A 14,924-nucleotide genomic window follows, 5' to 3' on the forward strand; every position below is an offset into this window, starting at 1 on the left:
AGACTATCGCAGGATGGGGTCACGATGAACCGGCAGCCATTTGTCCCCACCTGGCAACTTCGTGCGCGTTTCGCCGCCGAGCTGTCGGCCATGTACGCACACGAGGTGCCTGCCTACACCACCTTGGTGGAGGTCAGCGCCCAGGTGAACCGTGATCACCTCACCGCCCACCCCGACGCCGAACGTCTCGGCAGCCTGGAGCGGGTGACGGCCGAACGCCATGGCGCCATCCGCGTGGGCACACCGGCCGAGCTCGCCGACGTCGCCACCCTGTTCTCCGCGTTCGGCATGTTCCCGGTGGGGTTCTACGACTTGCGCGACGCCGCCTCTCCCGTGCCGGTGGTGTCGACGGCGTTCCGCCCCATCGACGCCGACGAACTCGCCCGCAACCCGTTCCGCGTCTTCACCTCCATGCTTGCCACCGAAGATCCCCGGTTCTTCGACGCCGACCTACGTGCCCGCGTTCAGCGCGCGCTGGCGGCGCGCACACTGTTCGATCCCGAACTGATCGCTGCGGCACGGCGATTCGCCGCCGACGGCGGGTGCACCGCAGCACAGGCCGATGAGTTCGTCGCGCGCGCGGTGGCTGCCTTCGCCCTGTCGGACACCCCGATAGACCGGGCCTGGTATCAGGAACTCTCGCAGGTGTCGGCGGTGGCCGCCGACATCGCGGGCGTCGACTCCACCCATATCAACCACCTGACGCCGCGCGTGCTCGACATCGACGACCTGTACGCCAGGATGTCGGCGCGGGGCATCACCATGATCGACGCCATCCAGGGCCCACCCCGCTGGGACGGTCCGGACGTGCTGCTTCGGCAGACATCGTTTCGGGCGCTGGCCGAACCGCGACGGTTCGCCGACGGCGACGGCACCGTGTCCGAAGGCACGCTGCGGGTGCGGTTCGGCGAGGTCGAGGCCCGCGGTGTGGCGCTCACCCCCACCGGCCGCCGGCGGTATGACGCGGCGTTCGCCGAAGCCACGCAAGCCACCGATCGGGCCGCGGTGTGGTCGCGGTACTTCCCGCGCACCGATGCCCAGATGTGCGCGGCGGGGCTGGCCTACTACCGCAACGGTGATCCCACCAAACCCGTTGTCTACGAGGACTTCCTGCCTGCATCGGCGGCCGGGATCTTCCGTTCGAACCTGGACTCGGACGCCACGGCGGGCACCGCCGACGACACTTCCGGCTACAGCGCGCAGTTCCTGGCCGGCGCCATCGGCCAAGAGCTGCACGATCCTTACACCCTCTACGAGAAAGCGGCATCATGACTGTCATGGACGTCACTTCCACGCTCCCCAGTACCGACACCTTGCGAGGACGTGCCCGTGAAGCGCTGTCGGCGATTTTCGGACGTCCCGTCGAGGACACCGAGTTGGCCGCCCCCGGCAAAGAAGGCATCCCGTCGAGCACCCCGCTGACCGGAGCCACCCTCTTCACCATCGCCGAGACCGTCGATTCGGACGTGGAGGCGGCCATCTCCGCTGCCGCCGAAGCATTCACCCAGTGGCGCACCACCCCGGCGCCGGTGCGCGGCGCACTGGTGGCTCGCCTGGGCGACCTGCTCATCGAACACAAGGACCACCTGGCCACGCTGGTCACCATCGAAGCGGGCAAGATCACCTCCGAGGCACGTGGCGAGGTGCAGGAGATGATCGACGTCTGCCAGTTCGCCGTCGGCCTGTCGCGCCAGCTGTACGGACGCACCATCGCCTCGGAGCGGCCCGGACATCGGCTGATGGAGACGTGGCACCCGCTCGGGGTGGTCGGCGTCATCACCGCGTTCAACTTCCCGGTTGCGGTGTGGGCATGGAATTCCGCGATTGCACTGGTGTGTGGTGACACCGTGGTGTGGAAGCCGTCGGAGCTCACTCCGCTCACCGCGATCGCGTGCCAGGCGCTGCTGCAGCGGGCCGCCCACGACGTGGGCGCACCGGCGGATATCAGCCGTCTGGTGATCGGCGGCCGTGAGGTCGGCGAGCGCCTGGTGACGATCCTCGGGTGGCGCTGCTCAGTGCCACCGGCTCGGTGCGGATGGGTCGCCAGGTCGGCCCGCGGGTGGCGCAGCGGTTCGGCAAGGCCCTTTTGGAGCTGGGCGGCAACAACGCCGCGATCGTCACCCCGTCGGCTGATCTGGACCTCGCGGTGCGTGGCATCGTCTTTTCCGCCGCGGGCACCGCCGGGCAGCGCTGCACCACACTGCGCCGGGTGATCGCGCACACCTCGGTGGTGGACACCCTGGTGGAGCGCATCACCAAGGCCTACCGCAGCCTGCCGGTCGGGGATCCGTTCGCCGACGGCACACTGGTCGGTCCGCTGATCCACGAGACCGGCTACCGCGACATGGTGGGTGCCCTCGAGCAGGCTCGCGCCGACGGCGGCGAGGTCACCGGCGGTGAACGTGTCGACGTGGGCCATGACGGTGCGTTCTACGTCGCACCTGCGGTGGTGCGGATGCCGGCGCAGACGGCGATCGTGCACGAGGAGACCTTCGCCCCCATCCTCTACGTCTTGACCTACAACACTCTCGATGAGGCCATTGCGCTCAACAACGCAGTACCGCAGGGTCTTTCGTCAGCGATCTTTACCACCGACATCCGGGAGGCGGAGCGCTTCATGGCGGCCGACGGGTCGGACTGCGGCATCGCGAACGTCAACATCGGCACCTCGGGCGCGGAGATCGGCGGGGCGTTCGGTGGTGAGAAGCAGACCGGCGGGGGCCGCGAATCCGGTTCGGATTCCTGGAAGGCCTATATGCGCCGCGCCACCAACACGGTGAACTACTCCTGCGAACTGCCCCTGGCCCAAGGCGTCCAGTTCGTCTAAACAGGTACCCATGGACATCGACGGCAAGGTCGCCATCGTCACAGGCGGCGGCTCGGGTATCGGCAAGGCACTTGCGCAGGGACTGGTTTCGGCAGGCGCGAAGGTGGTGGTCGGCGATCTGACTTCACCGGCGTCCGTCGGTCCCGGCTCGGTGGCATTGCAGGCCGATGCAGGCACGTCCGACGGTATCGCTGCGCTGATCGGCTTGGCGGAGCAGGAATTCGGGCCCGTCGACATCTATGTCGCCAACGCAGGCATCATCGGTGCGTCGGGCCTGGGCACCGACACCGACTGGGACACCATCCTGAACGTCAACCTGCGCGGGCACATCCGCGCCGCCGAACAGCTGATACCCGGCTGGCAAGCCAGAGGCGGCGGATACTTCGTGTCGGTGGCCTCGGCGGCAGGCCTGCTCTCGCAGATCGGCGCCGCCGGCTACGCGGTCACCAAACATGCCGCCGTGGGGTTCGCGGAGTGGCTGGCCATCACCTATGGCGACGACGGGATCGGCGTCAGCTGCGTGTGCCCGCTCGGCGTGGACACTCCCCTGCTGGACACGGTGCGCTCGTCCACCGATGAGGCGGGCCGGGTGGGCGCGCAGTCGATCGTGCAGTCCGGCAGCGTGATCAGCGCCGCCGACGTGGCCGCAGCGACACTGGACGCGGTGCGCGACAACCGCTTTCTGGTGCTTCCCCATGGCCAGGTGCTGGACATGTACCGCGGCAAGGGCAACGACTACGACCGCTGGATCAGCGGCATGCGCAGGTACCAGCGCACGCTGAAAGGCTAGCTGTCCGGGTTGGCGTTCAGGTAACCCGCCAAGGCGTCGCGCAGGTGTTCACGCGCCAGCCGCTCGGCCAGGTCGGCGTCGCCGGACACCAGAGCGTCGGCGATCTGGCGGTGTTGTTTCCATGCGGTGTCGAACAGGTCTGGCACCGTGCGCAGCATGCCGGCCATGGCCCGCTCGACCACCGACCAGATGGCCACCATCGCCCGGTTGAAGTAGGGGTTGTCCGTGGCGTCGAGGATGGCACTGTGAAACGCGCGGTCCAGGTCCAGCAACAGAGCGGTGTCGTTGACACCGCCCAACTCGGCGTGGCGGTCAAGCACCTCGACAATGCCTGCGAGATTGCGGTTTTCAGCCAGCGCCACTTCACGCACCGCCTGCGCTTCGAGTGCTTCACGCACCTTGTAGGCGGCCACCACGTCGTGCTTGGACAGTGCGCGCACGGCCACACCCCCGGTGGGCAGCGGTTCCAGCAGGCCCTCTCCGACCAGATCAGCGGCTGCCACCCGCACCGGCATCCGGCTGACACCGAGCTGTTCGGCCACCTGGACCTGGTTCAGCCGCACGCCGGCCGGGATCTCCTCGAGCACGATGGCCAACCGGAGCCGGTCGCGCACTGATCGGGCCAGCGCGCTGCTGTCCCGCGGCGGCAGGGCTCCCAAGGCAGAGAAGCTGTGCGAAGTCTGGGCACCGAGGTGGGGTCCTAGGCTCACGTCGTCTCTCCTCGAGTACTGCTGGCGGCATAACGCTTGACTTCGGCAGCATTCCACGGCCCTACCGCCTGACGCGGTGGAACCGCGGCGAGTCCGCCGAGATAGTCGGCGGACTTCGGGGTGCGCGACACCAGGACGTCGAGAACCGCGGGTGCGTTGTCGAGCGCTCGTTTCAGTGCGCCGGCCAGGTCCTCGGCGTGCTCGACCCGCTCTCCGTGGGCGCCGAGACTGCGGGCCAGCAGGTCGTAGCGGCAGTTGGGGAGATCCACGCCGACGAGGTTGTTGTCGAATCGGTCCGCCTGGTCGTGGCGTTCGATGTTCCAGGCTTCGTTGTTGACGACGACGAACACCGCCTTGGCGTTGTGCCGGACGGCGGTGTCCACCTCCATGGCCGTGAAACCGAAGCTGCCGTCCCCGATCACGGCGATCACCGGCTCGCCGGGTCTATGCAGGGCCGCTGCGACGGCGAAGGGCACACCGACACCCAGGCAGCCCAGCGCTCCGCAGTCCAGGTAGTCGACCGGTTTGAGGCCCACTCTGGCGAACGACAGGATGTCCCCGCCGTCGGCGATGGCGACGGACTGCTCGGTGAGCATTGTGTTGACCGCGCCGACAACGTAATTGGGTGACATCCGACCCCGGTCGTCGAGGTCCGGTTCCAACAGTTTGGCGGCGAGTTTGTCCACGCGTGTGGTGTTGGCCTGCTGCAGTTCGCGCACCCAGTCGAGGTCCGGTCGCGTCGGCGCGGCACCGGCCAGCGCCGTCAGCACCGCTGCCGTGGTGCCGTGCACTTCCACGTCACCGCGACGATTCTCCCCCAGTTCTTCGAACGACGTGCCGATCCGCAGAAAGCGCGCCGTCGGTGAGTACACCGCGGGCGAGCCGTAGCCCAGCTGGAAGTCCAGCCGTCGCCCGAGGGTGATCACCAGGTCGGCTTCGCTCATCGCCCTTGCCCGCATGGCGGGAACAAACCCCGCCACGTCGTCTCTGATGACTCCACGGCTCTCGCCGGAATCGAGGTACAGAGCGTGGGCGCAGTCCAGGAAGGTCCGCACCTGCGCTCCCGCCGTACGCACCGAACGACCCCCGATGACCACGATCCGCGACGAGTCGGCGATCAGATCGGCAGCCCGGGCCAGCGCCATGGGATCGGGAGACGCCTGGAAAGGGTCCCGGCGTTGCATCGCCAGCGCGGGAATGTCGGCGTCGAGCACCCTCTCCTCGAGCAGGTCGGTGGGGAAATCGATGTATGCCGGCCCGGTGGCCCCGGTGGCCGCCCCCAACGCTGCGGCGATCACCTTGTCGAGTCTGGGGATGACGTGGTGGCGTTCGCTGACCTGCTCGGCGATGCGGCAGACTGGTCGCACGATCTCGCTCTGGGCGATGTCCTGCATGGCCCCCATGCCGGTCTGCAACCGCGGCGGCCGGCCGGACAGGATCAGGACGGGACTGCGTCCCACATAGGCGTTCGAGATGGCGGTCACCGCGTTGGTGAGACCCGGACCTGCGGTCACCATCGCGACGCTCAGTTCCCCGGTGAGGTCGGCGGTGGCGTGGGCCATGTAGACGGCCGCCGCTTCGTGGCGGACGTCGATGATCTCGATGCCCGCCCGAGCGGCGGCGTCCCACAACGGCTGGATATGGCCGCCACAGAGGCCGAAGATCCGCCGGACCCCCTGGGCCCGCAGTCGGTTCGTGACGAGTTGCGCGACGGACGTGTCAGTCACCTGCCCACCCTTTCAACACACAGTTGCGAATCCTGGATCCAGAGTCCATAGTAGCCTAGGTCACAGTCAGGGAAATGTGCGACGGTGACCACAGGAATGCTGCGTGAGGAGACTGAATGACCTTGTTCGACACTCGGCCGGGCGACACATCGCTCACCCGTCGGGAGGCAACTCCCCGCTTCACGCCGGCCGACCGGATGGACTTCACGCTGCCGCGGTTCCTCCGCGACGCTGCGGTCACGTTCGCCGACAAGCCTTTCATGAGCACGATATCCGGCGAAACACTCACCTACGCAGAGGCTTTGGCGCTGGTCGAACGCCGAGCGGCGGGCTTGGCCGCGCTTGGCGTCAACAAGGGTGATCGAGTGTTGTTGATCATGGACAACTCCATCGACCTGCTGGTCAGCTGGTTCGCCATCAATCTGCTCGGCGCAGTGGAGGTGCCGTCCAACACCGCCAACCGCGGCCCCAGCCTGGCGCACGCCGCCAACAACTCCGGGGCCACCATCGCCATCATCGACACCGTGTACGCTCCGGCGCTCAATGACGTTGCCGCCGAACTGAAGACGCTGAGCACCGTGGTGGTGCGCGGTGAGATGCCCGAGTTGGCGCTGCCGACGGTGCCGCTTGCCGACCTCGATGACTCCACGGGCACCGTGCCCGGCGTCGAGGTGTCCTACCGCGATCCGGCGGCGATCATCTACACCTCCGGGACCACCGGTCCGGCCAAGGGCGTCGTGGTGCCCCATGCCCACATGCACACTTTCGCCGCCCATGTGGTCGAGCAACTCGACATCTCCGGCGATGACGTCTACTACATCTGCCTGCCGCTGTTCCACGCGAATGCCCAATTCATGCAGGTGCTTCCGTGTCTGATGACCGGCGCTTCCATGGTGCTGGCCGACGCGTTCAGTGCCAGCCGCTGGCTCGACGACCTCCGTGGCTGCGGCGCGACGGTCACCAGCCTGCTGGGTGTGATGGCGCAGTACATCTTCGACCGTCCTGAGCGTCCCGAGGACACCGATCACCGGGTGCGTCGCATGGTCACCATTCCCCTGCCTGGCGTGATTGCGGCCGACTTCGAGCGCCGCTTCAACACGCTGTGCATCGAGGCCTACGGAATGACCGAGATCTGCCTACCCCTCTACCGTCCCACCGGCGAGCCGCTGCGGCCCGGGAGTTGCGGCAAGGCTCTGGACACCTGGTTCGAGGTGCGCATCGTCGACCCGGTGACCGACGAGCCGGTGCCGGACGGGGAGGCCGGTGAGATCGTGGTACGCCCGCGATACCCGTACACCACGTTCCTCGGATACCACGCGATGCCGGACCGCACCGTCGAGGCCTGGCGCAACCTCTGGTTCCACACCGGTGACGGTGCCCGCCGTGACAGCGAGGGCTACTACTACTTCCTGGATCGGCTCAATGACCGCATCCGCCGCAAAGGCGAGAACGTCACCACCTACGACATCGAGGTGGCACTCACCGAGATCCCCGGGATCGTCGATGCCGCGGTGATCGCGCGACCCGCCCAGGAGGGCGAGGACGACATCAAGGCGTTCCTGGTTACCGCCGACGGTGCCGATTCCCCCGATCCTGTTGCGGTGCTGAGCCATTGCGCCAAGCGACTGCCCTACTTCTCCGTGCCGCGCTATCTCGAGTTCATCGGCGACCTGCCGAAGACTCCCACCGGCAAGGTACTCAAGCGCAACCTGCGCGCCATGGAGGCCTCCACGTCGGAGTGGGATCGCGAGGAAGCCGGCTGGACCGTCAAGCGCGGTCTCGACCATCTGGTGCAGACCGACACCCCGAAGTAGAACGCGGACACGAATGAGGCCGGAATCCCATGGATTCCGGCCTCATTCGGTTGGTCAGATCGCCGGGGCGTCTGCGTTGCTCGGTGTCGTCCGCTGGTCGACGATATCCGAGAAGCGCTGCGCGATATAGCTGCCCGCACGAACAGCCAGTGCTCCGATTGTCGACGTCGGGTTCACCGCACCCCCGGTGGTCAGCGAGCTACCGTCGACCACGAACAGATTCGGCACGTCCCAGGTCTGATTCCACTTGTTGGTCACGGAGTCCGTTGGGTTGTTGCCCATGCGGCACGTCCCCATCAAATGCCAGCCCGGTGGCGGATTCAACACCCCGGTGTCGTTGGTCTCGACAGCTCCGAGCGCACGTGCGGCATCGAAGATCCTGTCGATCCCGAAGTTGGACAGCGCGATGTCATTGGCGTGCGGCACCCAGTTGACATGCGCCGCCGGCAGGCCACTGGTGTCCTTGACGTCGGGATCGAGTGTCACACAGTTTGTTTCGACGGGTAGATCCTCACCGAACATGAACACCATCAGGTGGTTGCCGAAGTGGTTGTTGAAGAACTTGCGGTGGTCGCGTCCCCACGGGGCCGTGTAGCCGGTGTGGCTGCCCATGGCGGCGTAGGCCGCCCCGAAGCTACGGGCCACCTGCATCCCGAAGCCGTTGACGAAGCCACGGTTGGTGTCGGTGTGGTAGAACTCGTGCGAGTACAACGGAGCCCCGAAGGCGCCCTTGTAGCCCTCCATCGGTTCGTCGAACCACGCGTCGCAGAACGCGAAGATGTGGTGCATCAGGTACTTGCCCACCAGGCCGTTGCTGTTCGCCAGGCCGTCAGGATGGCCCTTCTGATCACTCATCAGCAGCAGTCTGGGTGTGCCGATACCGCTGGCAGCCACCACCACGATATCTGCGGTGACCTCATGCCGGTTTCCGGTTCGGGTGTCGATGTACGTTGCGCCCGTGGCTTTTCCGTTCTTGGCATTGATGCGCTCGACCCTGGCGTGGGTGCGCAGGTCCGCCCCGAGGGCGATCGCAAAGGGCCAGTGGGTATGCGCCGGAGTACTCAGCGACCCGGTGGGGCTTCCGGACAGTTCGTTGCCCGCTGCCACGTCGGCGTCGCGGTTCTCCCTCGGCCTGGTGATGATGGCATTGTCCGAAGGCCACCAGTGCCAGCCGAGCCCACCCAGGGCCTTGGCGAAGTTCCTGCCGAGTTTGCCCGGCAACACCGGCGGATCGCGGTCCACCCCACTGCGATCCGGATAGGACGGGTCACCCACCATGCCGGAGATGCCGTAAATGGCGTCGTTCTCGTCGTAGTAGGGCGCCAGTTCTTCGTAGCTGATGGGCCAGTCGATGGTGCCCTCCAGGCCATGCTCGGTGCCCTTGCGGAAGTCCACCGGCTTGTACCGCGGCCAGTGCCCGGCATAGTGCATGGTGCTGCCGCCCACGTTGTTCATCAGATAGGGCGTGGTGAAACCGGTTACCGGGTAATCCTCGGGAAGCCCGCGAACGTTCGGGTCATAGGCCCACCCGCGTTGCTTCTCGATCTCCCACTCTCGGTGGTAGTGCGGATGGTCGGTCGAGCTGATCCACGGCCCCTGCTCCAGGCAGGTGACCTTGTAGCCCGCCTGCGCCAGTTTCAGGGTCACCCCGGCGCCACCGGGCCCTGCCCCGATGACCAATACGTCGGCGGTGTCCACAGTTGACGTCACTTCTCATTCTCCTTGTCGGCAGACAGATAGGTCAGCTTGCTCAGGTCCACCCGCACCACGGCCTCGGTGGGGATGTAGCCGGCACCCTGCCCGGCGGTCGATAGCGCTTCGTCGTCCCAGTCCTCGATGCAGTGCAGGTATCCGTAGGGCAGCGGGGCACCGTGGTAGTCACGGCCGGCAGGAATCTCGCGCTGGATGGCCGCTGTGACCTCGCCGGCGGAGTAGTAGCCGTAGTACACCAGGCTGCGAAGCTGGCCAAAGAGCTCCTCCTGCTCCTTCTCCAGCCGTTGCAGCTGCGATGTCCGCGCATCGACATCCCCGGCGACAAACTCGCCACCCAACCCCGCCAGCGCCCGTTTGAGGTCGTCCTCTTCCAGATAGGGGTAATGCTTGGCTCGAAATCCGGTCGGAGTGGTGTAGCGGCCGAAGAAGTCGGTGATACCCACCGCGCTGGGCGCTGGGAAACCGTCGCCGGGGGGAATCAACGTATCGGCGATGGCCTCGATCACCTGGGCCTCGCTCGCCGTGAACGCCACCGGGGTAGCAAGGCCACCGAGGCGGGGGCGCCCCGTCTCGAAGTGCGGTTGGTCAGGGCGCTCGGTCCCCACCGCCGGAGCGCCATAGGGCGCGTTGGTCAGCGTGTCTTCGATGGTCATCGACTCTCCTTCTGTGCTGAGTGAACCGAAAACTGTTGTCTACGTGGAGCCGTCACAGGGGCGCACCCGCCCAATCCGTGGTGGAGGCCAGTGAGCGGTCGAGGTTGATACCGATGTGCTTGGTCTGGGTGTAGCCGTGGACGGCCTCCAGACCTTCCTCGCGACCGGTGCCGCTCTGCTTGTGCCCGCCATGAGGCGTCATCGGCAACTCGCCGAACCAGTCGTTGATCATCACCGATCCGACCTGCAGACGTTTGGCGGTGTCCAGCGCGGCGGTGATGTCGCGGCACCACAACACCGCGAAAAGACCGTACTCCGAGTCGTTGATCGCCTCGATCAGGTCGTCGGTGGAAGACCAGCGCAGCACCGCTGTGACCGGGCCGAAGATCTCCTCGCGGGCTATCCGCGCGTCCCGGGGGACGTCGACAAAAACCGTCGGAGAGACGAAATAGCCCTCTCCCGTTCCGTATTCGGTGTCACCGCCGTAGAACACGGTGGCTTCCGCCTTGCCGATCTCGATGTATTCGCGCACCCGGTCGTAGTGCTTGCGTGAGGCCAGCGGCCCGATTCTGGTGGTGGCGTCGAAGGGATCTCCCACCGTTGCCGTGCCGAGTCGGGCCTTGAGCTTGGTCAAGAATTCGTCGGCGATGTCGTCGTGCAGGAACAGCCGGCTACCGGCCACGCACACCTGCCCGGCCCGCGAGCAGAAGCCCTGCACCGCAACCTCGACCGCGTCATCGAGGGGCGCATCGGGGAACACCACCAGCGGGCTCTTACCACCGAGCTCCAGATTCACCTGGGCGATGTGTTGTCCACCGAGGCGGGCGATCTCGCGGCCGGTTTCGGTGGAACCGGTGAAGGTGATGCCGCGCACCTCGGGGTGGGCGGCCAGTGCGGCGCCGGCCTCCGGCCCGAGTCCGGTCACGACGTTGAAGACGCCTGCGGGGAAACCGGCCTGGTGGACGATCTCGGCGAACTTCAGCGCCGACAGCGACGTGTCCTCGGCCGGTTTCACCACGCAGGTGTTGCCCAGCGCCAGCGCGGGGGCGATGGAGCGTGCCAGGATCAGAAGCGGGTAGTTCCACGGGATGATGTGCGCGGTGACGCCCAACGGTTCCAGCAGTGTGAAGCTGAGCTTGTTGCCAGGTACCGCGATGGTGCGGCCCCCCACTTTGTCGGCCGCGCCGGCCCAGTACTCCAGCCACAGCGGAATGGCTCCCACCAGTTCCTGCGCCTTGGCCAGATAGTGCCCGGAATCCACCGCCTCGATGCGGGCCAGCTCGTCGGCGTTCTCGGTAACCAGGTCGGCGAGCCGCCGCAGCAGCGCGGCCCTGGCGATGGCGTCGGTGAACTGCCACTGCACCGCCACGTCGGCGGCAGCACGAACGGCGGCGTCGACATCCGCGCCATCACCGCGGGGCACTTCGGTGATCACCCGCCCGGTACTCGGATCCACCGTTTCGAAGGTCGCGCCGCTGCGGGCGGGCACCCAGTGGCCGTTGATGTACATCAGGGGGCGTTGGACAGTTCGCGATTCTTGGGCATACGCCATCACTTGCGTCATGTGACCCAGCACACAACTGCGGGCGGGGGCGCCGCAAGAGTTACATGACGTTACTTCGCGCTTGCCTGCCGTTGACGCCGCCGACATGGGTACCCTGTGAACACCGAATTACCTATGACGGAGAGCACATTAAGCCATGAGACCGGGTTCAGCTCACCCGCAGCCAGCCGTGGCAGCCGGTCAGGATCCGCGTAGCTACGCCCGATTGATGTCGGCGGTGTACGAGGCGACCATGGCAGGTGATCGCGCACCGGCGTTGCCCCGCCCGATCATCTGGGACTCCTGGCAGCGTTTGCTCACCAAGGGTCTACGCCCCGACAGGGGCAACCTCCCCGTGGCCGCGTTCTCCCGGGTGGAGGCGCTGCGTCAGGACACGGGCATGACTTCGGTGATCGACAGGGTCATACGGGGATTCGATTCGGTGTTGTCCACTGGCGAGGCGATCTTCGCCATGGCCGATGCCCAGGGGACAGTGCTGTGGCGCGCCGGCTCGCCGCAAGTTCTGCGCAATGCAGACCGGCTCGGCTTCGTCGAAGGTGCACAGTGGGCCGAATCCGCGGTCGGTACCAATGCACTCGGCACAGCGTTGGTTTCGCAGACCGCAGTGCAGACGTTCAGCGCCGAGCACTACAACCGCAGCCAGCATCCTTGGACGTGCGCGGGCGCTCCCATTCGAGATCCGCGCGACGGCAAGCTCCTTGGCGTCATCGACGTCACCGGCGCAGCCGCGACGGTGCATCCGACCACCATCGCGCTGGTTGATGCTGTGGCCAGGCTCGCCGAGTCCGATCTGCGCGCCGAGCATGACCTGTCGTTGAATCGCCTGCGCACCATCGCAGCCCCGATACTGGCCCGGATCAACGCCCCTGCGGTGGCGGTGGACACCGACGGGTGGGTGGCGGCCGTGGACTCGATGCCGGTCCAGGGCCGGGTCCTGTTGCCGCCCACCATCGCTGCGGGTCAGATGTGGGTTCCCGCGCTGGGGCTCTGTGACGTCGAGACACTCCCCGGTGGCTGGTTGATCCGACGGGTGGACTCCGGTGGTGAACCTGCGGTGGTGCGGGTGGAACTGGACCTGCGCGACGGCGGCACCCCGCGGCTGGCGATGACAGGGCAATTCGGCTGCTGGCGTCGGAACATCACGCCGCGGCTGGCCGAGATACTGCTGATCCTCGCCGTCCACACCAATGGCCGGACCGCGGTGGAACTGGCTGACGACCTGTACGGCAATCCCACCAGGGTGGGCGCGGTGCGCGTCGAGATGTCAAGGCTGCGTAAGCAATTCGCCGGCCTCGTGACGGCCCGCCCCTATCGCTTCGCCGATTCCACCACCGTCGAGGTGCAGTACCCCCAGCACAGCTGCGACCTGTTGCCGGCCTCGGCAGCCCCGGGCATCCGTGCCATCCGCACGGCCCGCTCGGCCAATCCGGTCACTTCCTGACTCCGAACGCCACCCAGCGCCGCCAGGGCAGAGCCCTGGCGGCGCTGGTGAGGTTTTCCGACTGTCAGCTCGCGGCTGACGAATCCTCCAGGTTGCGGTCCTTGGTCTCCGGCAACGCCAGGACACAGAGCAGGCTGACAGCCGACAGTCCGGCCAGCAGCACTCCGACCCAGATACTCGACGAACTGGCCACGATCTGCGCCGCCAGAATCGGCGGGATGGCACCGCCGATGATGCCGCCCAGGTTGTAGCTCAGGCCGGCGCCGGTGTAGCGGAAGCGCGACTTGAACATCTCGGGAAGCAGAGCACCGGCCGGGCCGTTGGCAACACCGTAGATGCACAACGTGACGGTGACACCGATCAGGAACGCGATGGGCGAACCGGTATCCAACAGCGGGAACAGCGCCAGCGACCAGACGATCGCGGCGGCGTAGGCCACCGCGATGACCTTCTTGCGACCCAGCTTGTCCGACAGGATGCAGGCCGCGGAGGTCACCACGCCCAGCGCCACGGCGGCAATCATGCCGAAGCCCAGGATCATCGTGCGGGTGAACTCGAGGTTGCCGATGCCGTAGCTGGTCAGGAAGGTGCTGCCGGTGTAGAACATCGAGAACACCGTCGACATCGCGAGGCCGGCGATCAGGATCTGCTTCCACTGCTCCCGGAACGCGTCAGCGAACGGCAGCTTCTCCGGTGCGCTCAGGGTTTCCTTGGCGCGCAGGTGGTTCTTGAAGACGGGAGTCTCCTCGATGGACAGCCGGATCCACAGGCCGACCATCACCAACAGCAGCGACGCGATGAACGGCAACCGCCAGCCGTAGTTCAAGAAGGTCTCACTGGTGGCTCCGATGGTGACCGAGGCGAGGAAGAAGGTGCCGCTGGCCAGGAAGAACGCACACGCCGGTCCCAGCTGCGGATAGACCGCCATGCGGCCACGTTGACCCTGTGGCGCGTACTCGGCGGTCAACAGGGTTGCGCCGGCCCATTCACCACCCATCGCCAAGCCCTGCAGGAATCGCATGGCCACCAACAGGATTGGAGCCCAGATGCCGATACCGTTCTCGAAGATGCCGAATACCCCGGTCTCGTAACCCGGGAACAGACCGATCGCCACGGTGGACAGCCCCATGATCAGCAGCGTCCACACCAATGTCCGCTTGCGGCCGATCTTGTCGCCGAAGTGGCCGAACACGATGGAGCCGACGGGGCGTGCGAAGAACGCGACGCCGAAGGTTGCGAACGAGGCGATGGTGCCCATGGCCGGACTGGCGCTGGGGAAGAACACCGCGGGGAACACCAGGGCGGCGGCCGTGCCGTACACGAAGAAGTCGTAGTACTCGATGGTCGTCCCGATGAGGCTGGCCGCGCCGACCCTGCGAAGACTTCGCTGGCCGGATGGCGTTTTCAGATCGGATGGCAGAGCCGCGCTCTGTTGGGTCATTTAGGCATCTCCAATCGAAGTGAAGGGCTCACTTTGGTCCTACCATAGGTGTGGTGTACGCCACAGGCAATAGCTATCAGTTGTGCAGCACACAACCGGTCCCGCACCACTCTTCCAGCCGTCCGATCGCCACATTTCTGCGTGCCCCGACAACGCTGCGACCAGCCCGAATATCCCAACAGGGTTGGCAATCTTCGCAATTCACAAGTTCAACGCTCTCAATACTTCGCAAACCCGCGTCCTT

10 protein-coding genes and 1 pseudogene are annotated in these 14,924 nt (G+C 66.3%); 5 read left to right on the top strand and 6 right to left on the bottom strand.

What is annotated here, in order from left to right; translation table 11 throughout:
- Window positions 1-24 precede the first annotated feature (24 nt).
- From hglS to BVC93_RS02510, 3 genes and pseudogenes are all read left to right on the top strand, one after another.
- Window positions 25-1,272: a 2-oxoadipate dioxygenase/decarboxylase gene (gene hglS / locus BVC93_RS02500; RefSeq protein ID WP_083735792.1), complete on the top strand. Its 1,248-nt coding sequence runs from the start codon at window positions 25-27 to the stop codon at window positions 1,270-1,272.
- Between the two features lie 5 nt (window positions 1,273-1,277).
- A pseudogene (gene amaB, locus BVC93_RS02505) lies at window positions 1,278-2,827 on the top strand (L-piperidine-6-carboxylate dehydrogenase).
- A gap of 10 nt (window positions 2,828-2,837) precedes the next feature.
- Window positions 2,838-3,617 carry an SDR family oxidoreductase gene (locus BVC93_RS02510; protein ID WP_083735793.1) on the top strand — a complete coding sequence of 260 codons (780 nt, stop codon included), beginning with the start codon at window positions 2,838-2,840 and terminating at the stop codon, window positions 3,615-3,617.
- On the opposite strand, the gene BVC93_RS02515 is transcribed toward BVC93_RS02510, so the two are convergent.
- Entirely contained in the window at window positions 3,614-4,327 is a 714-nt protein-coding gene (locus BVC93_RS02515; RefSeq protein ID WP_083735794.1) for a GntR family transcriptional regulator, read from the bottom strand. The genes BVC93_RS02510 and BVC93_RS02515 overlap by 4 nt on opposite strands.
- A complete protein-coding gene (locus BVC93_RS02520; RefSeq protein ID WP_083735795.1) occupies window positions 4,324-6,054 on the bottom strand; it encodes a thiamine pyrophosphate-binding protein in 1,731 nt (576 codons plus the stop codon). Before BVC93_RS02520 ends, BVC93_RS02515 begins: the two co-directional genes overlap by 4 nt.
- 116 nt (window positions 6,055-6,170) lie before the next feature.
- On the opposite strand from BVC93_RS02520, the gene BVC93_RS02525 reads away from it, so the two are divergent.
- Complete coding sequence (locus BVC93_RS02525; RefSeq protein ID WP_083735796.1) at window positions 6,171-7,868, top strand: AMP-binding protein; 1,698 nt, start codon at window positions 6,171-6,173, stop codon at window positions 7,866-7,868.
- A 54-nt stretch (window positions 7,869-7,922) separates the two neighbouring features.
- On the opposite strand, the gene BVC93_RS02530 is transcribed toward BVC93_RS02525, so the two are convergent.
- From BVC93_RS02530 to BVC93_RS02540, 3 genes are read right to left on the bottom strand one after another with little or no spacing between them, the layout of a single operon-like run.
- On the bottom strand, window positions 7,923-9,578 hold the full coding sequence (locus tag BVC93_RS02530; RefSeq protein ID WP_083735797.1) for a GMC family oxidoreductase: 1,656 nt from the start codon (window positions 9,576-9,578) through the stop codon (window positions 7,923-7,925).
- On the bottom strand, window positions 9,575-10,234 hold the full coding sequence (locus BVC93_RS02535; RefSeq protein WP_083735798.1) for a gluconate 2-dehydrogenase subunit 3 family protein: 660 nt from the start codon (window positions 10,232-10,234) through the stop codon (window positions 9,575-9,577). The genes BVC93_RS02530 and BVC93_RS02535 overlap by 4 nt, the downstream gene beginning before the upstream one ends.
- 52 nt (window positions 10,235-10,286) lie before the next feature.
- Window positions 10,287-11,798, bottom strand: a complete 1,512-nt coding sequence (locus tag BVC93_RS02540) for an aldehyde dehydrogenase family protein (RefSeq protein ID WP_236950215.1) — start codon at window positions 11,796-11,798, stop codon at window positions 10,287-10,289.
- A 136-nt stretch (window positions 11,799-11,934) separates the two neighbouring features.
- Here BVC93_RS02540 and BVC93_RS02545 point away from each other — a divergent pair, with 136 nt between their 5' ends.
- On the top strand, window positions 11,935-13,239 hold the full coding sequence (locus BVC93_RS02545) for a GAF domain-containing protein (protein WP_083735800.1): 1,305 nt from the start codon (window positions 11,935-11,937) through the stop codon (window positions 13,237-13,239).
- Between the two features lie 64 nt (window positions 13,240-13,303).
- Here the strand turns inward: BVC93_RS02545 and BVC93_RS02550 are convergent, their stop codons facing one another.
- Window positions 13,304-14,680 carry an MFS transporter gene (locus BVC93_RS02550; protein ID WP_083735801.1) on the bottom strand — a complete coding sequence of 459 codons (1,377 nt, stop codon included), beginning with the start codon at window positions 14,678-14,680 and terminating at the stop codon, window positions 13,304-13,306.
- Window positions 14,681-14,924 lie beyond the last annotated feature (244 nt).

Source organism: Mycobacterium sp. MS1601 (assembly GCF_001984215.1).
Taxonomy (GTDB): Bacteria; Actinomycetota; Actinomycetes; order Mycobacteriales; family Mycobacteriaceae; genus Mycobacterium.

Bases quoted from the DNA above. Each gene is read 5' to 3' on its own strand.
- BVC93_RS02550 (WP_083735801.1), bottom strand. From the start codon at position 14,680: ATGACCCAACAGAGCGCGGCTCTGCCATCCGATCTGAAAACGCCATCC.
- hglS (WP_083735792.1), top strand. From the start codon at position 25: ATGAACCGGCAGCCATTTGTCCCCACCTGGCAACTTCGTGCGCGTTTC.
- BVC93_RS02510 (WP_083735793.1), top strand. From the start codon at position 2,838: ATGGACATCGACGGCAAGGTCGCCATCGTCACAGGCGGCGGCTCGGGT.
- BVC93_RS02535 (WP_083735798.1), bottom strand. From the start codon at position 10,234: ATGACCATCGAAGACACGCTGACCAACGCGCCCTATGGCGCTCCGGCG.
- BVC93_RS02545 (WP_083735800.1), top strand. From the start codon at position 11,935: ATGAGACCGGGTTCAGCTCACCCGCAGCCAGCCGTGGCAGCCGGTCAG.
- BVC93_RS02525 (WP_083735796.1), top strand. From the start codon at position 6,171: ATGACCTTGTTCGACACTCGGCCGGGCGACACATCGCTCACCCGTCGG.
- BVC93_RS02540 (WP_236950215.1), bottom strand. From the start codon at position 11,798: ATGACGCAAGTGATGGCGTATGCCCAAGAATCGCGAACTGTCCAACGC.